Origin of the sequence: Pseudoxanthomonas sp. PXM04 (assembly GCF_014851695.1) — a bacterium.
In the GTDB taxonomy this organism is placed as follows: Bacteria; Pseudomonadota; Gammaproteobacteria; order Xanthomonadales; family Xanthomonadaceae; genus Pseudoxanthomonas_A; species Pseudoxanthomonas_A beigongshangi.
Genome location: NZ_JACVAG010000007.1, coordinates 183293 through 204697 on the forward strand (window position 1 = coordinate 183293; position 21405 = coordinate 204697).

General features: G+C 67.0%; 22 protein-coding genes. 16 read left to right on the forward strand and 6 right to left on the reverse strand.

Annotation, left to right across the window (positions count from 1 at the left end; translation table 11 throughout):
* Positions 1–79: 79 nt before the first annotated feature.
* Positions 80–2032, reverse strand: a complete 1953-nt coding sequence (locus IB228_RS20100; protein WP_192199324.1) for a S9 family peptidase — start codon at positions 2030–2032, stop codon at positions 80–82.
* A 143-nt stretch (positions 2033–2175) separates the two neighbouring features.
* Entirely contained in the window at positions 2176–4065 is a 1890-nt protein-coding gene (gene parE, locus IB228_RS17250) for a DNA topoisomerase IV subunit B (protein ID WP_183638303.1), read from the reverse strand.
* A 245-nt stretch (positions 4066–4310) separates the two neighbouring features.
* Here parE and IB228_RS17255 point away from each other — a divergent pair, with 245 nt between their 5' ends.
* From IB228_RS17255 to truD, 10 genes are all read left to right on the forward strand, one after another.
* Positions 4311–4568 (forward strand): hypothetical protein, encoded by a 258-nt coding sequence (locus IB228_RS17255; protein ID WP_141456058.1) that lies wholly within the window; start codon positions 4311–4313, stop codon positions 4566–4568.
* Between the two features lie 131 nt (positions 4569–4699).
* Entirely contained in the window at positions 4700–6361 is a 1662-nt protein-coding gene (locus tag IB228_RS17260; protein ID WP_141456059.1) for a CTP synthase, read from the forward strand.
* Between the two features lie 91 nt (positions 6362–6452).
* Positions 6453–7286 carry a 3-deoxy-8-phosphooctulonate synthase gene (gene kdsA / locus IB228_RS17265; RefSeq protein WP_192199325.1) on the forward strand — a complete coding sequence of 278 codons (834 nt, stop codon included), beginning with the start codon at positions 6453–6455 and terminating at the stop codon, positions 7284–7286.
* 25 nt (positions 7287–7311) lie between these two features.
* Entirely contained in the window at positions 7312–7818 is a 507-nt protein-coding gene (locus tag IB228_RS17270) for a hypothetical protein (RefSeq protein WP_192199326.1), read from the forward strand.
* A gap of 97 nt (positions 7819–7915) precedes the next feature.
* Positions 7916–9184 (forward strand): hypothetical protein, encoded by a 1269-nt coding sequence (locus IB228_RS17275; protein WP_192199327.1) that lies wholly within the window; start codon positions 7916–7918, stop codon positions 9182–9184.
* On the forward strand, positions 9181–10467 hold the full coding sequence (eno, locus tag IB228_RS17280) for a phosphopyruvate hydratase (protein WP_192199328.1): 1287 nt from the start codon (positions 9181–9183) through the stop codon (positions 10465–10467). Before IB228_RS17275 ends, eno begins: the two co-directional genes overlap by 4 nt.
* Before the next feature lie 3 nt (positions 10468–10470).
* Entirely contained in the window at positions 10471–10842 is a 372-nt protein-coding gene (gene ftsB / locus IB228_RS17285; protein WP_183638287.1) for a cell division protein FtsB, read from the forward strand.
* A complete protein-coding gene (gene ispD, locus IB228_RS17290; RefSeq protein ID WP_192199444.1) occupies positions 10839–11537 on the forward strand; it encodes a 2-C-methyl-D-erythritol 4-phosphate cytidylyltransferase in 699 nt (232 codons plus the stop codon). Before ftsB ends, ispD begins: the two co-directional genes overlap by 4 nt.
* A 164-nt stretch (positions 11538–11701) precedes the next feature.
* Positions 11702–12193: a 2-C-methyl-D-erythritol 2,4-cyclodiphosphate synthase gene (gene ispF / locus IB228_RS17295; RefSeq protein ID WP_183638283.1), complete on the forward strand. Its 492-nt coding sequence runs from the start codon at positions 11702–11704 to the stop codon at positions 12191–12193.
* Positions 12190–13236, forward strand: coding sequence for a tRNA pseudouridine(13) synthase TruD (truD, locus tag IB228_RS17300; protein WP_192199329.1), 1047 nt, complete (start codon positions 12190–12192; stop codon positions 13234–13236). The genes ispF and truD overlap by 4 nt, the downstream gene beginning before the upstream one ends.
* Before the next feature lie 97 nt (positions 13237–13333).
* On the opposite strand, the gene IB228_RS17305 is transcribed toward truD, so the two are convergent.
* Entirely contained in the window at positions 13334–13870 is a 537-nt protein-coding gene (locus IB228_RS17305) for a Smr/MutS family protein (protein ID WP_183638276.1), read from the reverse strand.
* Positions 13871–13960: 90 nt separating this feature from the next.
* On the opposite strand from IB228_RS17305, the gene surE reads away from it, so the two are divergent.
* Genes surE through IB228_RS17325 form a run of 4 tightly spaced genes read left to right on the forward strand, consistent with a single transcriptional unit; the run spans position 13961 to position 16834 of the window.
* Complete coding sequence (gene surE, locus IB228_RS17310) at positions 13961–14740, forward strand: 5'/3'-nucleotidase SurE (RefSeq protein ID WP_141456067.1); 780 nt, start codon at positions 13961–13963, stop codon at positions 14738–14740.
* Positions 14737–15414 (forward strand): protein-L-isoaspartate(D-aspartate) O-methyltransferase, encoded by a 678-nt coding sequence (locus tag IB228_RS17315; protein ID WP_183638273.1) that lies wholly within the window; start codon positions 14737–14739, stop codon positions 15412–15414. The genes surE and IB228_RS17315 overlap by 4 nt, the downstream gene beginning before the upstream one ends.
* Positions 15415–15420: 6 nt before the next feature.
* Positions 15421–16032, forward strand: a complete 612-nt coding sequence (locus tag IB228_RS17320; RefSeq protein WP_192199330.1) for a YqaA family protein — start codon at positions 15421–15423, stop codon at positions 16030–16032.
* A gap of 31 nt (positions 16033–16063) precedes the next feature.
* Positions 16064–16834, forward strand: a complete 771-nt coding sequence (locus IB228_RS17325) for a peptidoglycan DD-metalloendopeptidase family protein (protein ID WP_183638267.1) — start codon at positions 16064–16066, stop codon at positions 16832–16834.
* Positions 16835–17335: 501 nt separating this feature from the next.
* Here the strand turns inward: IB228_RS17325 and IB228_RS17330 are convergent.
* From IB228_RS17330 to yhbY, 3 genes are read right to left on the reverse strand one after another with little or no spacing between them, the layout of a single operon-like run.
* On the reverse strand, positions 17336–17947 hold the full coding sequence (locus IB228_RS17330; RefSeq protein ID WP_192199331.1) for a D-Ala-D-Ala carboxypeptidase family metallohydrolase: 612 nt from the start codon (positions 17945–17947) through the stop codon (positions 17336–17338).
* A complete protein-coding gene (locus IB228_RS17335) occupies positions 17944–18327 on the reverse strand; it encodes an Mth938-like domain-containing protein (RefSeq protein ID WP_192199332.1) in 384 nt (127 codons plus the stop codon). The genes IB228_RS17330 and IB228_RS17335 overlap by 4 nt, the downstream gene beginning before the upstream one ends.
* A gap of 28 nt (positions 18328–18355) precedes the next feature.
* Positions 18356–18661 (reverse strand): ribosome assembly RNA-binding protein YhbY, encoded by a 306-nt coding sequence (yhbY, locus tag IB228_RS17340; RefSeq protein WP_183638258.1) that lies wholly within the window; start codon positions 18659–18661, stop codon positions 18356–18358.
* Between the two features lie 99 nt (positions 18662–18760).
* On the opposite strand from yhbY, the gene rlmE reads away from it, so the two are divergent.
* Entirely contained in the window at positions 18761–19393 is a 633-nt protein-coding gene (gene rlmE / locus IB228_RS17345) for a 23S rRNA (uridine(2552)-2'-O)-methyltransferase RlmE (protein WP_183638255.1), read from the forward strand.
* Positions 19394–19442: 49 nt separating this feature from the next.
* Positions 19443–21368 carry an ATP-dependent zinc metalloprotease FtsH gene (gene ftsH / locus IB228_RS17350; RefSeq protein WP_181444286.1) on the forward strand — a complete coding sequence of 642 codons (1926 nt, stop codon included), beginning with the start codon at positions 19443–19445 and terminating at the stop codon, positions 21366–21368.
* Positions 21369–21405 lie beyond the last annotated feature (37 nt).

The window sequence follows — 21405 nt, forward strand, 5'->3', positions numbered from 1 at the left end:
TCGTTTATCGCATTGCCGGGGTAAACGTATTGTTCAGGGCCGCGTCGCCGATGACGGCGACGCGGCGTGAAGGCTCAGCTCACTTGCCCAGGTGCTTGGCCAGGAACGCTTCCATGCGCCGGTACAACTCGGCGCGATTCTCCGGCTTGTAGAAACCATGGCCTTCGCCGCCGACGACCAGCGTTTCCACGGGAGTCCCCTGTTTCTTGAACGCGTTTTCCAGCGCGTTGAACTGGTCCATGGGGACACGCTGGTCAAGACGGCCCTGCACCAGCATCACCGGAATTTTTATCTTGTCGACATTGCGGGCGGGCGAATTGGCGGCCAGGGTGGCCGGATCGTTGCCCAGCACCCGGTCAAGATAGCGACGTCCGGACTTGCTGTCGTTGATGTCGCCTTCCTTGTGCATGACCTGCAGGTCGTAGACACCGACGTACCCGATCGCGCACTTGTACAGTTCCGGATACCGGATCGGGTTCATCAGCGCCGCATAGCCGCCGAAGCTCGCGCCATAGGTACAGATGCGTTCGGGGTCGGCCAGCTTGTTGTCGATCGCCCAACGCACGCCATCGGCGATGTCATCCATCATCTTGCCGCCCCATTCGCGGTAACCCAACTGCTCGAAGGCCTCGCCACGTCCACCGGAACCACGGAAGTTGACCTGCAGCACCGCGTAGCCACGGCTGGTCAGGAACTGGACGTCGTCATCGAACGTCCAGCTGTCATACGGGCCGTAAGGGCCGCCATGGGCCATGACGATCAGGGGCTGCGGACCGCTCGCCCCCGCCTTGGCGGAGTAGAAGCCGAACAGCTTCAGGCCATCCCGCGACTTGAACTCGAACGGGCGCATCGGCGCCATCTGCTCGGGCTTGATCCACGGCCTGACCTCGCTGATCAGCTGCACTTTCCCCGCATCGCGATCCAGCACGTAGTAACTGCCGGGATGACGGTCGGACCAGGTGCTGAACAGCACCTTGCGATTGTCGCGACTGAAGTCGATGATGCTGACCATCTGCCCGGGAAAAGCCTTGAGCATGCCGGCGTGCAGCTTTGCCCATTCCGAACCGTTGTCGACATAGCGGATGGACGGTTTGTCGGAATCGAAGATCACGCCGAAGGGGACGCCGTCGTAGCCGGCGTACAGCAGGCGGCTGACCGCCGCGTCGTCGCGACCGATCAGCAGATTGCGCGAGCCGGTGGCGAAATCGATGCGGAAGAGCTGGGCCGGTTCCCTCTTGTCGGAAACCAGCGCATAGGCGGTGTTGTTGTCGGTGTCGAAGCTCAGGCCGTACATCATGTAGCCGGCCATCGCGGCGGGTACCGGTTGCCAGTCCGCACCCGGCGTGGGGCGATAGTGCAGCACCGGCTCGTCCCTGGCGTCGCGGGTGATGCGCAGCCTGGGCTTGCCGGCGCGGTCGTAATAGAAGCTGGCCGGCTTGGACGATCGCTCGATTTCCTTGCGGGTACCGGTGCGGGTGTCCACCTTGTAGACGACGGTTGGCGATTCCTCGCCACAGACGCCGGGCCAGCAGGTGAAGTCCACCAGGACATTGCCCGGTTCGCCGTCCAGGATGAAGTCCACCGCCGCGAATCCCTGATCCTTGCGGCGTCCGCTGCGAACACCGTCGTCCTTGACGTAGGCAAACAGGGTTTCCTGGGTCTTGCCGTTGATGTCCGAGGCAATCAGTTCGCCGTAGCTGTACGGGCGAGCGTGCAGAGGCTCCATCTTGGCGCGTGACACCACGATCTGCTCGTCATCGGTCCAGATCGGCGTGGCCACGTGCTGCTGCAGTCCGAAGCGCAGCACCTGGACCTTGCCACTGCCATCCAGGGGGACTACCTGCAACTGGGTTTCCAGGCCATCGGCCGTGGGTACGGCCATGGCGACGTGTTTGCCGCTGGGCGACATGGCGATGCCGCTGATCTCGCCATGCTTGGCGAAACTCTCCACGGGAATTGCCTGGCCCCAGGCAGGCATCACCAGCAGGCCGCACAGCAGTGCGACCCATTTCAGTCCATTTGATACGTACACGGTTCCTCCCCAGGAACAGGTGCGGGTGTACGCATGATGCTGCCACGTGGCCCGGGGCTTGTCACCGGGCGTCGCACCAAGGTGGAAAGAGGGAGATGACTCTGCGGCCTGGCGATGGCGTCGTGAGTGCCAGCGCGTTCGAATCAGACTTCCAGCGAAGCCAGATCTCCCTTGGTCTCCAACCAGCTCTTCCGCTCGCCCGCGCGCTTTTTCGCCAGCAGCATGTCCATCAGCGAATGGGTCTGGTCGCCGTCTTCGACGGTCAACTGGACCAGCCGGCGGGTATCGGGGTGGATGGTCGACTCGCGCAGCTGGGAGGCATTCATTTCGCCCAGGCCCTTGAAGCGGGTGACGTTGACCGCGCCTTTGATCTTCTCGCGCTGGATCTTCTCCAGCAGCAGGCGCTTTTCCTCCTCGTCCAGGGCGTAGAACACCTGCTTGCCCACGTCCACGCGGAACAGCGGCGGCATCGCCACGAACACATGGCCGGCCTGCACCAGCGCCGGGAAATGGCGCAGGAACAATGCGCTGAGCAGGGTCGCGATGTGCAGGCCGTCGGAGTCCGCGTCCGCCAGGATCACCACCTTGCCGTAGCGCAGGCCGGAGATGTCTTCCTTGCCCGGGTCGCAACCGATGGCCACGGCCAGGTCGTGCACTTCCTGCGAGGCCAGCACGCTGCCGGAAGCGACCTCCCAGGTGTTCAGGATCTTGCCGCGCAGCGGCAGGATCGCCTGGAAGTCCTTGTCGCGTGCCTGCTTGGCGCTGCCGCCGGCCGAGTCGCCTTCGACCAGGAACAACTCGGTCCGCGACAGGTCCTGGCTGATGCAGTCGGCCAGCTTGCCGGGCAAGGCCGGACCCTGCGTGACCTTCTTGCGCACGACCTGCTTTTCGGTCTTCAGCCGCGCGGCGGCACGCTCGATGGCGATCTGGGCGATGCGTTCGCCCAGGTCGACGTGCTGGTTCAGCCACAGGCTGAAGGCGTCGTGGGCGGCGCCCTCGATGAAACCGGCGGCCTGGCGCGAGCTCAGGCGTTCCTTGGTCTGGCCGCTGAACTGCGGGTCGGTCATCTTCAGCGACAACACGAAGGCCACCCGGTCCCAGACGTCCTCCGGGGCCAGCTTGACCCCGCGCGGCAGCAGGTTGCGGAAGTCGCAGAACTCGCGCAGCGCATCGGTCAGGCCGCTGCGCAGGCCGTTGACGTGGGTGCCGTGCTGGGCGGTCGGAATCAGGTTGACGTAGCTTTCCTGGACCAGTTCGCCGTCCGGCACCCAGGCCACGGCCCAGTCGACGATCTCGGTGTCCTTCTTCAGCTGGCCGACGAACAGCTCCGGTGGCAGCAGCTCGCGGCCCTGCATCTCGCCCTTGAGGTAATCGCGCAGGCCGTCTTCGTAATGCCAGGTATCGCGCTCGCCGGTGGCCTCGTCGTACAGCTTGACGGTCAGGCCAGGGCACAGCACCGCCTTGGCGCGCAGCAGGTGGCGCAAGGCGCGCGCGTTGAACTTGGGCGTGTCGAAGTACTTGGCGTCCGGCCAGAAGCGCAGGCGGGTGCCGGTGTTCTTCTTGCCGACCGTGCCGACGGCCTCCAGTTTCGAGGCAGCGTCGCCGTCGCGGAATTCCATCCGGTACTCGTTGCCTTCACGCTTGATGAAGATCTCGACCTTCTTCGACAGCGCATTGACCACGCTCACGCCGACGCCGTGCAGGCCGCCGCTGAAGGTGTAGTTGCGGTTGCTGAACTTGCCGCCCGCGTGCAGGCGGGTGAGGATGAGTTCGACGCCCGGGATCTTCTCTTCCGGGTGGATGTCCACCGGCATGCCGCGGCCGTCGTCGCTGACCTCGCAACTGCCGTCCTTGTACAGGGTGACCTCGATCTCGCCGGCGTGGCCGGCCAGCGCCTCGTCCACGGAGTTGTCGATGACTTCCTGCGCCAGATGGTTCGGGCGCGCGGTGTCGGTGTACATGCCCGGGCGGCGCTTGACCGGATCCAGGCCGGAAAGGACTTCGATGTCGGCGGCGTTGTAGCGACTGCTCATGTTCGGTGGTCGGATGCTCGTGTGTCGGGGCGCGGCAGGGAGGCCGGCCAGGCGATAGGCCCGGGCGGCTGCGCATCGGGAACGTGTCGGTCCCGCGATGCGGCGAGACGCGAAGTGTGCGGCCAGCGCGCCGTTTTTGCACGTTCAGGAGCGGGCGAGCGCCAATGCGGTATCGTGCGCGCGTCAGTTGAATGCCGCCGTTCCGGCCCCCATCTGGCGATGCAACGAGTGAATGGAGACAAGCCATGAAACCGCGCAAGCTGTTGATCCTCACCCTGGCCGCCGTGACGGCCGCCGCCGCCGGCCTGGCGCTGGCGCAGTCCAAGTCCGGCAGCCAGGACGCCGACAAGTCCGGGTCCTCGCAGTCCGACTCCTCCGATGCCGACCGCAAGGCGCAGCGCCGGGCCGCCAACGAGGCCGCCGCCGCCGAGCGCGCCAAGCAGAAGGGCGAGCAGGGCAAGAAATCCGGCAGCCAGGAAGAGGAAGAAGAGCGCAAGCCCTGATTCCCTCCAAACCTTTGCCGCACAAGGCTTTCAAGCCTGTTCGGCACCCCCGGACGCCCCGCCTGAGCGGGGCGTTCGGCTTTTAGAAACGCGGCGTTGCCGGTAGACTATGGCTTTCCGGAGCCCTGCCAATGACTCCCCTTATTTTTGTCACCGGCGGCGTCGTGTCCTCGCTAGGCAAGGGCATCGCCGCCGCTTCGCTTGCGTCCATCCTAGAAGCACGTGGCCTGAAGGTCACGATGATGAAGCTGGACCCCTATATCAACGTCGATCCGGGCACCATGAGCCCGTTCCAGCACGGCGAGGTGTACGTCACCGACGACGGCGCCGAAACCGACCTGGACCTGGGCCACTACGAGCGCTTCGTGCGCACCCGGCTCAGCCGCAAGCATTCGATCACCACCGGCCGCATCTACGAGAACGTCATCCGCCGCGAACGCCGCGGTGACTACCTGGGCGCGACCGTGCAGGTGATTCCGCACATCACCGACGAAATCCGCCGCTGCATCGACGAGGCCACCGAGGGCCATGACGTGGCGCTGGTGGAAATCGGCGGCACCGTGGGCGATATCGAATCCTTGCCGTTCCTGGAGGCCATCCGCCAGATCCGCACCGAACGCGGGCCGGAGAAGGCGCTGTTCATGCACCTGACCCTGGTGCCGTTCGTGGCCGCGGCCGGCGAACTCAAGACCAAGCCGACCCAGCATTCGGTCAAGGAACTGCGCTCCATCGGTATCCAGCCGGACGTACTGCTGTGCCGCTCCGAGCAGCCGATTCCGGATTCCGAGCGTCGCAAGATCTCGCTGTTCACCAACGTGCCCGAGCGCGCGGTGATCAGCGTTCCGGACGTGGACGTGCTGTACAAGATTCCGCTGGGCCTGCACGGGCAGGGATTGGACGAGATCGCCATCCGCCAGCTGCGCCTGGACGGCGCCCGCGAGGCGGACTTGTCCGAGTGGGAGGCGGCGGTCGACGCCACCCTCAACCCGCTGGACGAAGTCACCATCGCGGTGGTCGGCAAGTACGTCGATCACCAGGACGCCTACAAGTCGGTCGGCGAGGCGCTCAAGCACGGCGGCCTGCGCCAGCGCACCCGCGTCAACCTGAAGTGGATCGAGGCCCAGGAACTGGAAGACAGCGACATGTCGCTGCTCGACGGCGTCGACGGCATCCTTGTGCCGGGCGGCTTCGGTGATCGCGGTTTCGAAGGCAAGGTGCTGACCTCGCGTCACGCCCGCCAGACCGGCGTGCCGTACTTCGGCATCTGCTACGGCATGCAGGCGGCGGTGGTGGATTACGCCCGCCACGTGGCCGGCCTGGAAGGCGCCAACAGCACCGAGAACGACAAGCAGTCGCCGCACCCGGTGATCGCGCTGATCACCGAATGGCGTACCGCCAGCGGCGATGTCGAGAAGCGCGACGAGCGCTCGGATCTGGGCGGCACCATGCGCCTGGGCCTGCAGGAAGCCCGGCTCAAGCCCGGCACCCTGGCGCGCGAGCTGTACGGCAAGGACGTGGTGGCCGAACGCCACCGCCACCGCTACGAGTTCAACAACCGCTACCGCACCCAGCTGGAAGACGCCGGACTGGTGGTTTCCGCCAAGTCGATGGACGACCTGCTGGTGGAAATGGTCGAACTGCCGCGCGCGGTGCATCCGTGGTTCCTGGCCTGCCAGGCGCATCCGGAATTCCTGTCCACCCCGCGCGACGGCCATCCGCTGTTCGTCGGCTTCATCCGCGCCGCGCGCGAGCGCAAGGCCGGTGGCAAGCTGCTGAAGGAAGCGCGCGCCTGAACGCGCTCCGGACCGGTCGCGACGCGTCGCGATCCGGGCCGGTGTCCTGGTGTTACGGTCGCGACTGACGTCGCTCCTACGAGGTACTGCAATGAAACTCTGCGGTTTTGAAGTCGGCCTGGACAAGCCCCTGTTCCTGATCGCCGGTCCCTGCGTGATCGAGTCCATGCAACTGCAACTGGATGTCGCCGGTCGGCTCAAGGAAATCACCGGCAAGCTGGGGATGAACTTCATCTTCAAGTCCAGCTTCGACAAGGCCAACCGGACCTCCGGCACCAGCTTCCGCGGCCCCGGCATGGAAGAGGGCCTGAAGGTCCTGGCCGAGGTGAAGAAGCAGATTGGCGTGCCGGTGCTGACCGATGTGCACGAATACACCCCGATGGACGAAGTCGCCTCGGTGGTGGATGTGCTGCAGACCCCCGCTTTCCTGGTCCGCCAGACCGACTTCATCAGGAAGGTCTGTTCGGCCGGCCGCCCGGTCAACATCAAGAAGGGCCAGTTCCTGTCGCCGTGGGACATGAAGCCGGTCGTCGAGAAGGCCAAGTCCACCGGCAACAACGACATCATGGTGTGCGAACGCGGCGCCAGCTTCGGCTACAACAATCTGGTCAGCGACATGCGCTCGCTCAGCGTGATGCGCGATACCGGTTGCCCGGTCGTGTTCGATGCCACCCACTCGGTGCAATTGCCGGGCGGGCAGGGCAGCAGCTCCGGCGGCCAGCGCGAGTTTGTGCCGGTGCTGGCGCGCGCGGCGGTTGCGGTCGGCGTGGCCGGCCTGTTCGCCGAGACCCATCCGGATCCGTCCAAGGCGCTGTCCGACGGCCCCAACGCGTGGCCGCTGGACAAGATGGAAGCGCTGCTGGAAACCCTGCTGGCGCTGGATTCGGTCACCAAGCGTTCGGCGTTCCTGGAACAGACGCTGTAAGCCATCCACGGACATGCGGCCGGCGATGAAATCGCTGTGGTTGCTGAGCATCCTGGGCATCGCGGGGGCAGGGACTCCCGCGCTCGCCTGTTCGATCGGCAGTGGCATTCCCGAGGACGACCTGGCGGAAGGCTACCGGCAAAGCAGCCACGTCTTCGTCGCGCGCCTGATCCGCTATCGGAAAGTGGCGCCACCCTCAGGCGGCACCTACATGCAGGTCGAAGCGGACTACGAACTCGTTGAGGCCATCAAGGGCCATCCCGCCCCGCACGGCGTGCTGATCGAATCGGATACGAGTTCTCCGCTGCCGGGGCATGCGCCCGGGCCGGCCTGCGGTCCCTGGCTGGTGCATGGTGGAAACGTGGGCACCCTGGCGCTGGTCATGGCGGATGATGATGGTGCGGTCGATGCGCGCCACCTGCGCGTGCATCCGTTTTCGCGGCGCGTGTCGGCTCCGGAGCAGGGGATGGATGAAGGGCTGGAGATCATCCTGCGCCTCCATGAGCAATCCGCCTCGCCGAAGACGCGTTGAACGGTTTTGCGGGCGAGCGTGTGATTCGTACGACAAGCATCCACTGCGCGCGTCATTGTGATTTGGCAGGGGCCAACCCGGTGGGGATAATCGAGGCGTGGCCGAATCCGGCTGTTCTTCTTTCATTTCCGGTGTTTGTCTACGCATGATCCGTATCCCCGGCGCTTCCCCGCGCACGCTCCGCTTCCAATTCCTCCGTCCTGTACCCACTCGTTTTTCCGGCCGTCGTTGCGCATGGGCGTTGGCATTGGTAGTGGCCGGCATGTCGATGGCCCAGGCACGGGAATCCGACGCATGGAGGATGCCGGAAGACCCCGAGGATCTGGCCGGCTCCAAGGTATTGCCGCTGACCGAATCCGAACTGCCCGCATTCGCCGCCAGGGCCGAATCCGATCCCGTGCGTCGCGCCGAACTGGTCGACCTCCTGCGCAAGGCGTCCGTGGTGCCCTGGACGCCGGCCGAACGCGACGCCTTTGTCACCGAACTGGAGCAGCTCCGGCAGTGCGAAGCCGGACGTGGCCGTGAGGATCGGGACGACAGCAAGTTCGGTGAACGCATGGAGGCGGTGATGGCCTCGGGAGAACTGGAACGGCAGATCCGTGACTACGCCCGCCTGGTGGAGGTGCCGGAACTGGCGACTCCGCTTGACGCGCCAAGCTGTGGTCGCACGGAACTGATGAAGCAGATGCGCGAGCTGGCGATGCTGCCGATGGCCGCCTCCATGCTGGGGCCGCTGACCGGGCCGCGGGCCGCGCACCAGTTGCGCGGTGCCGGCATGGAACGGCTGTTCGGTTCGCAGATGATGGGTGGCCGCTGCGCCCCTTCGGAGACGTTCGTCCGCCTGTTGATGACCACACCGGACAACCCGCGCGGCCTGCGCACCGCCGACGACCGGTTGCGCTGCAGGACGGGACCGGCCTATTCCAGCGTGTGGAGCGAAGCCGAATACACGCGCCTGATGGCGGCGATGCCGCAGGTCAGGCAGTGCCTTGCGCGGGGCAACGACCATGGTTTCGACCTGGAGGGAGCAAACGCCCGCTTCGCCGACAGCCCGGAACTGCCGCGCCTGTTCAAGGCCGCCTACGAACTGCTGGCCCATGTGGGTATCTCGAAGTCGTTCGGCTACGAGCTGCCGGCCGATGCCCAGGGCCGCGCCAATGACCTGCTGGCCGGCATGCTGAACGTCGGAACGATGGTCGAGCAGTATCATGAAGGGGCTGAAATCAGCTCGCCGGCGGGCGCGCGCCAATTGCAGGCCACTGGCCTGCTGGCCCTCTACATCGCCCGTCTGGCCCCGGAAACCTGTAACCTTCCGAACGATTTCGTCCCCTTACTCAAACTGAACAGTCTGGCCGACCCCTCATGACCACGATCGCCAAAGTCCACGCCCGCGAAATCCTCGACAGCCGCGGAAATCCCACCCTCGAAGCCGAAGTCACCCTGGCCGACGGCTCGTTCGGCCGCGCGATGGTGCCGTCCGGCGCCTCCACCGGCACCAAGGAAGCGGTGGAACTGCGCGATGGCGACAAGACCCGCTACCTGGGCAAGGGCGTGCGCAAGGCGGTCGAGAACGTCAACGGCCCGATCGCCAATGCTCTGCATGGCTTCGATTCGGCCGATCAGGAAGGCCTGGATCGCCGTCTGATCGACCTGGACGGCACCGAGAACAAGGGGCGCCTGGGCGCCAATGCGCTGCTGGGCGTGTCGCTGGCCAACGCCCATGCGATGGCCGCCTCGCGCAAACAGCCGCTGTGGCGCTATCTGGCCGGCGGCGACGCGGTGACCTTGCCGGTGCCGATGATGAATATCATCAACGGCGGCGCGCATGCCGACAACAACGTGGACTTCCAGGAGTTCATGGTGCTGCCGGTGGGCTTCGACTCCTTCGCCGAGTCGCTGCGCGCGGGCACCGAAATCTTCCATTCGCTCAAGTCGGTCCTCAAGGGCCACGGCCTGAGCACGGCGGTGGGCGACGAGGGCGGCTTCGCCCCGGACTTCCGCAGCAATGTCGAAGCGCTGGACACCATCCTGGAAGCCATCGGCCGCGCCGGCTACACCGCCGGCGAGGACGTGCTGCTGGGCCTGGACGTGGCCTCCAGCGAGTTCTTCGACAACGGCAAGTACCACCTGGTGGGCGAGGGCAAGCGCCTGACCAGCGAGCAGTTCGTCGACTTCCTGGCCGACTGGGCCGCCCAGTACCCGATCGTCACCATCGAGGACGGCCTGGCCGAGGACGACTGGGCCGGCTGGAAGCTGCTGACCGATCGCATCGGCAACAAGGTGCAGTTGGTCGGCGACGACCTGTTCGTCACCAACCCGAAGATCTTCAAGGAAGGCATCGAGTCCGGCACGGCCAACGCCATCCTGATCAAGGTCAACCAGATCGGCACCCTCAGCGAAACGCTGGAAGCCATCGCCATGGCCCATCACGCCAACTACGCGGCGATCGTCTCCCACCGCTCCGGCGAAACCGAAGACACCACCATCGCCGACATCGCGGTGGCGACCACCGCCACCCAGATCAAGACCGGCTCGCTGTGCCGCAGCGATCGCGTGGCCAAGTACAACCAGCTCCTGCGCATCGAGGAAGCACTGGGCAGCGCGGCGCGCTATGCGGGCCGCAACGCCTTCGTCTCGCTGAAGAAGTAAGCCATGCGCCGACTGGTCTGGCTGCTGCTGGTACTGGCGCTGCTGCTGGCCTGGCTGCAATACCGGTTCTGGTTCGGCGCGGGCAGTTCGGGTGAAGTGGTCGCGCTGGAAAGCCAGGTGGTCGTGCAGAAACGCGAGAACGCCGGCCTGCAGGAACGCAACGACGCGCTCGCCGCCGAAGTCGAAGACCTCAAGTCCGGCGAGGCGGCGGTCGAGGAACGCGCGCGTAGCGAACTGGGCATGATCAAGCCTGGCGAGAAGTTCTACCGCGTGGTGGAACCGACCGCACCGGTGCCGGCGCCGCCCGTGGCCACGGAGGACGGTGAAGCCGCCGCCGAACCGGCCCCGATCGCCGAACCGGAGCACCAGCCCTGATGGCCGGGATCTGGGCGGTGATTCCCGCCGCCGGGCGCGGCACGCGCTTCGGTGGCGAGATTCCCAAGCAGTACCTGCGCGTGGCCGGCCGGCTGTTGCTGGAACACACGCTGGAGGCGCTGTTCGCGCACGATGCCGTGCTGGGCGCGGTGCTGGCGTTGTCGGCCGACGATGCGGACTGGCCGGGCTGGACCTCGTTCGCCGGCCGGCCGTTGCGGACCTGCACCGGCGGCGCGACCCGCGCCGAGTCGGTGCTGGCCGGGCTCAACGCGCTGCCCGACGACGTGCGCGCCGACGATTTCGTGCTGGTGCACGACGCCGCACGGCCCAACCTCGGGCTGGCCGATCTGGCCCAGTTGCTTGAACGCGGACGCAACGATCCGGTCGGCGCCATCCTCGCCGCGCCGGTGCGCGACACGCTCAAGCGGGCCGGCGACGACGGCGGCATCGACGGCACCGAACCGCGCGAGCGGCTGTGGCGTGCCTTCACCCCCCAGCTGTTCCGCCGCCTGCACCTGCAACGCGCGCTGGAAGCCGCCGCCGGCAATGGCATCGAAGTCACCGACGAGGCGATGGCGATGGAGCGGCAGGGCCTGCGCCCGCTGCTGATCGAAGGCGCCGAGGACAACTTCAAGATCACCACCCCGGCGGATCTGGCGCGCTTCGAGTTCATACTGGCCCAGCGCGGCCGCTGACCCACCCATCGGGTAGGAGCGCCGTCCCGGCGCGAGCTCTTCCCTCCTGGGTGCGGGCTTTTCCCGATGGAGCGTTCAGCCGCCAGCAATCGCACCCGATCCCTCAAGGCCCCCGGATGCGAGAATGCCCGGCGACCCGGCTTCTTTTTTTGTTGGATATGCACATGCACGACCTTCCTTCCATCCGCATCGGCCAGGGATTCGACGTCCACGCCTTCGGCGATGGCGACCATCTGATGCTGGGTGGCGTGCGCGTGCCGCACGATCGCGGCGTGCTGGCGCACAGCGACGGCGACGTGGTCCTGCACGCGCTGTGCGACGCCATTCTCGGCGCGCTCGCGCTGGGCGACATCGGCAAGCATTTCCCGCCTTCGGATCCGCGCTGGAAAGGCGCGGACAGCCGCCATTTCCTGCGCCACTGCAATGCCCTGATCGGCGAGCGCGGATGGCGCGTCGGCAACGCCGACGTCACCGTGATCGGCGAACGGCCCAAGGTCGGCCCGCACGCCGACGCGATGCGCGCCGCCATCGCCCAGGACCTGGAAACCGACATCGACGCCATCGCCATCAAGGCGACCACCACCGAGAAGCTCGGCTTCACCGGCCGTGGCGAAGGCATCGCCGCGCAGGCGGTGGTGCTGCTGGTGCGTGCGTGAGCTCGGAACTGCCGCGCGCCTTCGGCGCATCGGTGCTGGCGGCGCGTTTCCGCACCACGCCGGAGGATTTCTTCGTCGAGGAACTGCCCGGGTTCGAACCCACCGGCGAGGGCGAGCACTTGCTGCTGACCGTGCAGAAGCGCGGCATGAATACCGCCTTCGCGGCCAAGCGCATCGCCGCCTGGGCCGGACTGCAGGAGATGGCGATTGGCTATGCGGGCCTGAAGGATCGCCACGCGGTGACCCGCCAGCGCTTCAGCGTGCACCTGCCCAGGCGCAATGCCCCTGACATCGCCGCCCTCAACGCGGACGACCTGCAGGTGCTGGAATCGACCTGGCATAACCGCAAGCTGCCGCGCGGCGCGCTGGCAGGCAACCGTTTCGTGCTGGTATTGCGCGATGTGCGCGGGGATCGCGCGGAGATCGAACAGCGTCTGGCGGACATCGCCGCGCAGGGTCTGCCCAACTGGTTCGGCGAACAACGGTTCGGCCGCGACGGCGGCAACGTCGCCGCGGCGCTGGCGATGTTCGGTGGCCGCCGGCTGCGCCGCGATCAGCGCTCGATGCTGCTGTCGGCCGCGCGTTCGGAGCTGTTCAACCGGGTGTTGACCGCCCGCATCACCGCGGGCAACTGGAACCAGGGCATGGACGGCGAAGTGTGGATGCTGGACGGCAGTCGCAGCGTATTCGGCCCGGAGCCGTGGAACGACACCCTGGCGCAGCGCCTGGCCGCATTCGACATCCATCCCAGCGGCCCGCTATGGGGCGCCGGGGAACTGCGCACCACCGGGGAATGCCGTGAACTGGAACTGGCCGCGCTGGCCGACGATACCGCCCATCGCTTGCGCGGCGGACTCGAGCAGGCGGAGCTGCGCCAGGAACGCCGCGCGCTGCGCCTGCGCCCGCAGGCAATGGCCTGGGAATGGCTCGCCGACGACGTGCTGTCGCTGGGGTTCGCGCTGCCGCCGGGCAGCTACGCCACCGCGCTGCTGCATGAGCTGGGCGAAGTCGTGGAAGCGGATCGCGAGGCGCAGGCATCCTGAGCGGGCGGCCGCGCGTCATGCGCGAAGGCATGGCGGAGCGGGGCCGGTGGTTGCCGCATGCGTCGATTCGATGGGCGTCCTGTATCGCGCCGACCCGTCAGCGCCGCGCCAGCAGCACCAGCACCGCGCCGGTCCCGCCCTGCGTGGCGGGCGCGGAATGGAACGCCAGCACGTCGCCACGCTGGCGCAACAGCCGATCCACCAGGTTCTTCAGCACCGGAATCTCGCGCTCGTTGCGACGGCCCTTGCCGTGGATGATGCGCACGCAACCATGCTCGTGCGCATGGGCCTCCTGCATGAACTGGCGCAGCAGGCGTTCGGCCTCGGCGGCGGTGGCGCCGTGCAGATCCAGTTCGTCCTGGGCCGAGAACTGGCCCTTGCGCAGGCGCTGGAACACCCGCGGCGGCACCTTGTCGCGGCGGAAACTGAGTACGTCGCCGGCCTCCAGCAGCGCCAGGTCGTCCAGCCCGCGCTGGAACTCGCTGCGCGCGTCCACCTCGTCGCGTTCGGCCATGCGCGCGGCGGGGCGCGGCTTCGGCGGCCGCGGAGGCGGTGCGGCGTCCGCCATCGGCTTCACCTCGCCGATGGCCTGGCGGAACAAGGCGGCGTCGTCGTCTTCGGGGGGATCGGACATGGCCCACAGCGTAGCGCGGCGGGCGCGTGACGCAAGCGCGGGAAGCGGTCATCCGCTTCCGGTATCATGGGCCGTCCCCCGAGGAAGCACATGCGCGTACTTGTCAGCAACGATGACGGCGTCGACGCCCCCGGCATCCGCATTCTGGCGGAGGGGTTGCGCGAGGCCGGCCATGAAGTGTTCGTCATCGCGCCGGATCGCGATCGTTCCGGCGCCAGCAACTCGCTCACCCTGGATCTGCCGATCCGGCTCAAGCGGATCGACCACTACACCTGCAGCGTCGCCGGCACGCCGACCGACTGCGTGCACCTGGCGCTGACCGGCATGCTGGAGTTCGAACCGGACATCGTGGTGTCCGGCATCAACAATTCCGCCAACCTCGGCGACGACGTGATCTATTCCGGCACCGTGTCGGCGGCGATGGAAGGGCGCTTCCTCGGCCTGCCGGCGGTGGCGATGTCGCTGGTCTCGCGCAATCACGAGCCGCGCCATTTCGAAACCGCCGCGCGCGCCGCGGTGGAAATCGTTGCCCGGCTGAAGGCCGATCCGCTGCCCGCCGACACCATCCTCAACGTCAACGTGCCGGATCGCGCGTGGAGCGAAGTGCGTGGCTTCGAGGTCACCCGGCTCGGCAACCGCCATCGCTCCGAACCCTGCGTGACCCAGCAGGATCCGCGCGGCAACACCGTGTACTGGATCGGCCCGGCCGGTCCGGAACAGGATGCCGGCCCGGGCACCGACTTCCATGCCGTGCGCATGGGCAACATCTCCATCACCCCGATCCACGTCGATCTGACCCGCTACCAGGCGCTGGAAAAGGTCGCCGGTTGGGTCGATGGCCTGACCTCCTCGCTGGAGAACCCGGCGTGACCCCGCGGCTGCGCCTGCAACCGGAAGCCGTGGGCATGGGCATGACCTCGCAACGCGTGCGCGATCGCCTGGTCGAGCGCCTGCGTGAGTCCGGCATCCGCGACGAGACCGTGCTCAACGCCATCCGGCTGGTGCCGCGCCATCTGTTCGTCGACGAGGCGCTGGCCACGCGCGCCTACGAGGACACCGCGCTGCCGATCGGCCACAGCCAGACCATCTCGCAGCCGTGGGTGGTGGCGCGCATGACCGAGGCGCTGCTGCAGGGCGCGCCGAAGAAGGTGCTGGAAATCGGCACCGGTTCCGGCTACCAGGCCGCGGTGCTGGCCGCGCTGGGACTGGAGGTCTATACCGTCGAACGCATCGGCGACCTGCTGCGCCAGGCGCGCAAGCGCCTGCGCCAGCTCGGCATGAACGTGCGCAGCAAGCATGACGACGGCCGCATCGGCTGGCCGGAACATGCGCCGTACGACGGCATCCTGGTCACCGCCGCCGCGCCGGCGCTGGTCAACGCGCTGATCGATCAGCTGGCGGTGGGTGGTCATCTGATTGCCCCGGTTGGTGGCTCCGGTTCGCAATCGCTGGTCAAGCTGACCAAGCGCGAGGACGGCAGCGTGCAGGAGGAAACCCTGGCGCCGGTCGTGTTCGTTCCCCTGTTGTCCGGCACCCTGGACTGATCGCGGATGCAGATCTTCAAACCGCTGTACGAGCGCGCGATCCAGTGGGCCCGGCATCCGCGCGCGCCCGCGCTGCTGACCGGATTGAGCTTCATCGAGGCGATCATCTTCCCGGTGATGCCGGAGGTGATGTTGGCCCCGATGTGCGTGGCCAATCCGAAGCGCTCGCTGTGGTTCGCCACCCTCAGCCTGGCCGGCTCCATGGCCGGCGCGCTGGTCGGTTACGCGCTGGGCCACTACGCCTTCGAGGCGCTCAAGCCGCTGTTCGCCGCGCTGGGCATGCTCGACAGCATCGAGGCGGGTATCGGCCTGGTGAAGGCCAAGATGGCCGAGTCGCCGTGGGCGGTCTTCACCTTCCTGGTACTCGGTGGCTTCATGCCGATCCCGATGAAGGTGTTCACGTGGGCGTCGGGTATCGTGGGCGTGCCTATGCTGCAATACGTGCTCAGCATGCTGATCGGACGCGGCAAGCGGGTGTACCTGCTGGGCATCGCGATCCGGTTGGGCGGGGCGCGTGCCGAGGCGGCGCTGCGCCGCTGGATCGAACCGGTGGGCTGGATTGCCACCGCACTGGTGGTGGCGCTGGTCGGCTGGCTGGTCTGGCGCGCCTCCACCTGATTCCTGGTATCCGCAGAAGGTGAGTGAACGGATGACGAAAGCCACACGTGCCCTTGTTCTGAGCATCGCGGTGATGGCCGGTCTGGCGGCCTGCCACAGCACGGTGGTCCGGCAGACCGGTTCCTCGGGCGGTGGCAGGATCGTGTCGCAGCCCAAGTATGGGCAGACCGTGCGCGTGCAGCGCGGCGACACCCTGTACGGCCTGGCCTTCCGCAACGGCATCGACTTCCGTGATTTGGCCGCCTGGAACGGCATCGGCTCGCCTTACACGATTTATCCCGGCCAGACCCTGCGCCTGTATCCATCCTCCGGCAGCCGCCCGCCGGCCAGCACCGGCACCGCCACGGCGGGTACCACGCCGCGTCCCACGACGCCGCCGGCCACCAGCGCGCCCAAGCCGCCACCGCCACAGGCCGCACCGGTCAGCAGCGGTTTCAACTGGCGCTGGCCCGCGGACGGCCACGTGATCGGACGCTTCATCGCCGGCGACGCCACCAAGCAGGGCATCGACATCGCCGGCTCCGGCGGCCAGGCGGTGCGCGCCGCCGCCGACGGCGTGGTGGTGTATTCCGGCGCCGGCCTGGTCGGCTACGGCGAACTGATCATCGTCAAGCACAGCGAAGCCTGGCTGTCGGCCTATGGTCACAACCGCAAGCGCCTGGTCAACGAAGGCCAGAACGTGAAGGCCGGGCAGCAGATTGCGGAAATGGGCAGCTCCGGTGCCGCCCGCGAGATGCTCCACTTCGAGATCCGCTACAACGGCAAGCCGGTGGATCCGCAGCTGTACCTGCCCAAGCGCTGAGCTTTCCTTCCTGCGGGCGAAACACCCGTCGCGACTGACGTCGCTCCTACAATGGTGGGTTCATGCGAGGCTGCCTTGCGCATGGGCCAAGCCCTGTAGGAGCGACGTAAGTCGCGACCGGAAATCATCGGCACGCCGCAGGCCAGCGACTCACATCACGCCCGCCACTGCATATTGGGTCTGCGCCACGGCGCCATGACCACTCCTGTGGGAGCGACGTCAGTCGCGATGCCTTTTGAGCGGAAGCCTATCGGGTCGCGACTTACGTCGCTCCTACAATGGTGGGTTCATGCCAGGCTGCCTTGCGCATAGGCCAAGCCTTGTAGGAGCGACGTAAGTCGCGACCGGAAATCATCGGCACGCCGCAGGCCAGCGACTCACATCACGCTCGCCACTGCATATTGGGTCAAACGTCACGGCGCAACGGGCCCTCCTGTGGGAGCGACGTCAGTCGCGATGCCTTTTGAGCGGAAGCCTATCGGGTCGCGACTTACGTCGCTCCTACAGGGAATGTGGCGATTGCATGCACAACGAGGTGCGCCGGGTGTGATCGTTGCCCCAGGTGCGGAAGCCCGCCGTATCGATGTGGATGTGTCCGGCGGAGTAGAAACCCAGGCCCATCCGCAAGGCAGGTCCATGCCGCCGCCAGTAACCGCACAGACGTTCGGGTGCCACCGCAGGATCCAGATCCAGATCGAGCGCACGGTTGCGCAGATGCTGGCTGCGCGTGCTGCCGCCGGAACAAGCATTGGTGTGCGCGTCGCGCCAGCCGGAGCGGATGCGCCGGCCATCCACCAACCCTTCCGTCTGGAGTTGCCGCAGCAACCGCAGGGTCGGCAGGATCCCGGCCCATTCGGCCTGGGGCGGCACGGCGAACTCGGCGGCCTCGCACCGTTGCCAACGCCGCGAGGTCCGCAGCAGCGACGACAACGGCATGACCTCGGCCACGCCTTGTGACGCCAGCCAGTCTTGATAGGCGCCAGCCTCGGCGGCGTGGTCGCGGTGCCAGCGTGCGAAGCGCTGTTCGACGGTTTCCGGCGGGAACAGGGCGCGCTGGCAGGCGGCCAGCAGGAGCAGCGACAGCAGCGCGATCAGCGCCCGCCGCCGGTTCACGCGGCCGGGGCGTCCAGCAGGAATCCGGCCACCACCCGGCGCGACTCGCTGGCCAGCACGTTGAAGGTGCGGGCGGCGGCGGCATTGGTCATCACCTCGATGCCCACGCCGCGGGTCAGGCCGGCGGCCATGACCGCGGCCGGCGGGAAGATCTGGCGGTCACCGGTTCCCAGCAGGATGACCTCCGGCTGCAACGCCAGCAGGGGGGTGAGGTCCTCGGGCGTCAGCGAGGCGACGTCGCGCGGGCCCCAGTCCTCGCGCAGCTCCGACGGCGACAGTACGAAGCTGGCGGTCAGCACGCGATCGTTGACCTTGGCGCTGCGGCCGTCGGCCGCGCGCAGGGTGTAGGCGTAATCGGGGAGTTCGTGGCTCAGTTGCATGGGAGGCGACTCGGAGCCGGGCAGGCCGTCAGGCCCGCGGCAGGACAATCTGGCGGCGTTCCTTGCTGGGGCGGTACAGCACGGCGGTGTGGCCGATGCGCTGGACCAGCGCCGCGCCGGTCTGCTCGGCCAGTTCGGCGATCATCGCGTCGCGGGCCTCGCGGTCCTCGCCCGCCACCTTCACCTTGATCAGCTCGTGGTGTTCCAGCACGCCGTCCAGTTCGGCGATGAACGCCGGGGTGACTCCCTTGCCGCCAATCTGCAGCAGCGCTTTCAGGTCATGGGCCTGGCCACGCAGGAAACGGGTCTGGGCGGAGGTCAGAACGACGGGCATGCACAAATCAGGGTGGGAAAGGGTGTTCAGGGTATCATGGCGGCCTTTCCCGCCGCCGTTCCGCCCGCTGTCGCAAGGCCGGCGGAGATTGACGCCCTCATGGCCACACGCAGCAAAAGCAGCCAACGCTGGCTCCGCGAGCACTTTTCCGACCCCTACGTGAAGAAGGCGCAGGCCGAGGGCATGCGCTCGCGCGCCGCCTACAAGCTGGAAGAACTGCTGGAACGCGATCGCCTGCTCAAGCCGGGCATGGTGGTGGTCGACCTGGGGGCCGCCCCGGGCGGCTGGTCCCAGTTCGTCCGCCAGGCCATGGGCGACAGCGGCCGGGTGGTGGCGATGGACATCCTGGACATGCCGCCGCTGGCCGGCGTCGAATTCCTTCATGGAGACTTCAGGGAACAGGCCGTGTTATCCCAGCTGGAGTCCATGCTGGACGGGCAGCCGGTGGACCTTGTGCTGTCCGATATGGCCCCCAATAAGAGTGGTGTGGATGCGGTGGACCAGCCGCGGGCGATGTATCTGGCCGAACTGGCGATGGAATTCGCCGATGGCCACCTCAAGCCCGGTGGTGCGTTCCTGATCAAGTTGTTCCAGGGCACCGGTTTCGACGACTACGTCAAGGAACTGAGGCGCCGGTACGACAAGGTGGTCATCCGCAAGCCGGACGCCTCGCGCAAGCGGTCGCCGGAGGTCTATGCGCTGGGGCAGGGCAAACGTGCCCGGATGAAGTAAGGTGGCTTAACGTGGATATCGTGAAAGAGGAACGGCGGGGCCGATGAGGATGAACGACTTGACCAAGAATCTGCTGCTGTGGGTAGTCGTCGCCGTCGTCTTGATGGTGGTGTTCCAGAGCTTTTCGCCGAAGATGGGCGCGGGTGCCGGTGGTGGTGAAGTCACCTACTCCGAGTTCCTGCGCGAGGTCGACAACGGCCGCGTGTCCTCGGTGCGCTTCACCAAGGACGGCAACCTGACCACCAATGCCATCGAGTACAAGCGCGCCGACGGCCAGACCGGTACGGTCTACGGCCCGGCCGACGATGAACTGGTCAACCAGTTGGTCCGCAAGAACGTCACCATCACCCGCGACGCGCCGGAATCGGGCATCAGCCTGGGCGTGATCCTGCTGAACTTCCTGCCGGTCCTGCTGATCATCGGCTTCTGGATTTTCATGATGCGGCAGATGCAGGGCGGCGGTGGCGCCAAGGGCGCCATGAGCTTCGGCAAGTCGCGCGCCAAGCTGCAGGGCGAGGACCAGGTGAAGATCACCTTCGCCGACGTCGCCGGCTGCGACGAGGCCAAGGAGGAAGTCGGCGAACTGGTCGAGTTCCTGCGTGATCCGGGCAAGTTCCAGAAGCTGGGCGGCAAGATTCCGCGCGGCGTGCTGATGGTCGGCCCGCCCGGCACCGGCAAGACCCTGCTGGCCAAGGCCATCGCCGGTGAAGCCCGCGTGCCGTTCTTCAGCATTTCCGGTTCCGACTTCGTCGAAATGTTCGTCGGCGTCGGCGCCAGCCGCGTGCGCGACATGTTCGAGCAGGCCAAGAAGCACGCGCCGTGCATCATCTTCATCGACGAAATCGACGCGGTCGGCCGCCATCGCGGTGCCGGCCTCGGCGGCGGTCATGACGAGCGCGAGCAGACCTTGAACCAGTTGCTGGTCGAGATGGACGGCTTCGAGGGAGGCGAGGGCGTGATCGTCATCGCCGCCACCAACCGTCCGGACGTGCTGGACCCGGCGCTGCTGCGCCCGGGTCGCTTCGACCGTCAGGTGGTGGTCGGCCTGCCCGACGTGAAGGGCCGCGAGCAGATCCTGCGCGTGCACATGCGCAAGCTGCCGCTGGCCGACGACGTCGAGCCGATGGTGATCGCCCGCGGTACCCCCGGCTTCAGCGGCGCCGACCTGGCCAACCTGGCCAACGAGGCCGCGCTGTTCGCCGCCCGCGAGAACGCCAAGGAAGTGCGCATGGATCACTTCGACCGCGCGCGCGACAAGATCCTGATGGGCACCGAGCGCCGCTCGCTGGCCATGAGCGAGGACGAGAAGACCCTCACCGCCTACCACGAGGCCGGCCACGCCATCGTCGGCCGGCTGGTGCCGGAGCACGACCCGGTCTACAAGGTCACCATCATCCCGCGCGGCCGCGCGCTGGGCGTGACCATGTACCTGCCGGAAGGCGACAAGTACAGCCTCAACCGCGTCGCCATCGAGTCGCAGCTGTGTTCGCTGTACGGTGGCCGCGTGGCCGAGGAGCTGATCTTCGGTGCCGACAAGGTCACCACCGGTGCCTCCAACGACATCGAGCGCGCCACCAAGATGGCCCGCAACATGGTCACCAAGTGGGGCCTGAGCGACGAGATGGGTCCGATCGCCTACGGCGAGGAAGAGGACGAAGTCTTCCTGGGCCGTTCGGTCACCCAGCACAAGAACGTCTCCAACGAGACCGCGCGCCGCATCGACGAAGTGGTCCGGGCCATCCTGGATCGCGCCTACCTGCGCACCAAGGGCATCCTGACCGAAAACCTCGACAAGCTGCATTCGATGTCCCAGTTGCTGCTGCAATACGAGACCATCGATGCGCCGCAGATCGACGCCATCATGGAAGGTCGCGAGCCGCCGCCGCCGGCCGGCTGGGGCAAGTCGGGCAAGGACGGCGACAAGCCGGAATCGCGCCCGCTGCCGCCGCTGGGCGGTCCGGCCGCCCAGACCTGAGTCGGGCGCTCATCCGGAAGGTCACGAAAGACGGCTT

What these genes read in the sequence shown, in the direction of transcription:
- parE (WP_183638303.1), bottom strand. Translation starts at nt 4,065, where the DNA reads ATGAGCAGTCGCTACAACGCCGCCGACATCGAAGTCCTTTCCGGCCTG.
- IB228_RS17255 (WP_141456058.1), top strand. Translation starts at nt 4,311, where the DNA reads ATGAAACCGCGCAAGCTGTTGATCCTCACCCTGGCCGCCGTGACGGCC.
- IB228_RS17260 (WP_141456059.1), top strand. Translation starts at nt 4,700, where the DNA reads ATGACTCCCCTTATTTTTGTCACCGGCGGCGTCGTGTCCTCGCTAGGC.
- kdsA (WP_192199325.1), top strand. Translation starts at nt 6,453, where the DNA reads ATGAAACTCTGCGGTTTTGAAGTCGGCCTGGACAAGCCCCTGTTCCTG.
- IB228_RS17270 (WP_192199326.1), top strand. Translation starts at nt 7,312, where the DNA reads ATGAAATCGCTGTGGTTGCTGAGCATCCTGGGCATCGCGGGGGCAGGG.
- eno (WP_192199328.1), top strand. Translation starts at nt 9,181, where the DNA reads ATGACCACGATCGCCAAAGTCCACGCCCGCGAAATCCTCGACAGCCGC.
- ftsB (WP_183638287.1), top strand. Translation starts at nt 10,471, where the DNA reads ATGCGCCGACTGGTCTGGCTGCTGCTGGTACTGGCGCTGCTGCTGGCC.
- ispF (WP_183638283.1), top strand. Translation starts at nt 11,702, where the DNA reads ATGCACGACCTTCCTTCCATCCGCATCGGCCAGGGATTCGACGTCCAC.
- IB228_RS17305 (WP_183638276.1), bottom strand. Translation starts at nt 13,870, where the DNA reads ATGTCCGATCCCCCCGAAGACGACGACGCCGCCTTGTTCCGCCAGGCC.
- surE (WP_141456067.1), top strand. Translation starts at nt 13,961, where the DNA reads ATGCGCGTACTTGTCAGCAACGATGACGGCGTCGACGCCCCCGGCATC.
- IB228_RS17320 (WP_192199330.1), top strand. Translation starts at nt 15,421, where the DNA reads ATGCAGATCTTCAAACCGCTGTACGAGCGCGCGATCCAGTGGGCCCGG.
- IB228_RS17325 (WP_183638267.1), top strand. Translation starts at nt 16,064, where the DNA reads ATGACGAAAGCCACACGTGCCCTTGTTCTGAGCATCGCGGTGATGGCC.
- IB228_RS17335 (WP_192199332.1), bottom strand. Translation starts at nt 18,327, where the DNA reads ATGCAACTGAGCCACGAACTCCCCGATTACGCCTACACCCTGCGCGCG.
- yhbY (WP_183638258.1), bottom strand. Translation starts at nt 18,661, where the DNA reads ATGCCCGTCGTTCTGACCTCCGCCCAGACCCGTTTCCTGCGTGGCCAG.
- rlmE (WP_183638255.1), top strand. Translation starts at nt 18,761, where the DNA reads ATGGCCACACGCAGCAAAAGCAGCCAACGCTGGCTCCGCGAGCACTTT.
- ftsH (WP_181444286.1), top strand. Translation starts at nt 19,443, where the DNA reads ATGAACGACTTGACCAAGAATCTGCTGCTGTGGGTAGTCGTCGCCGTC.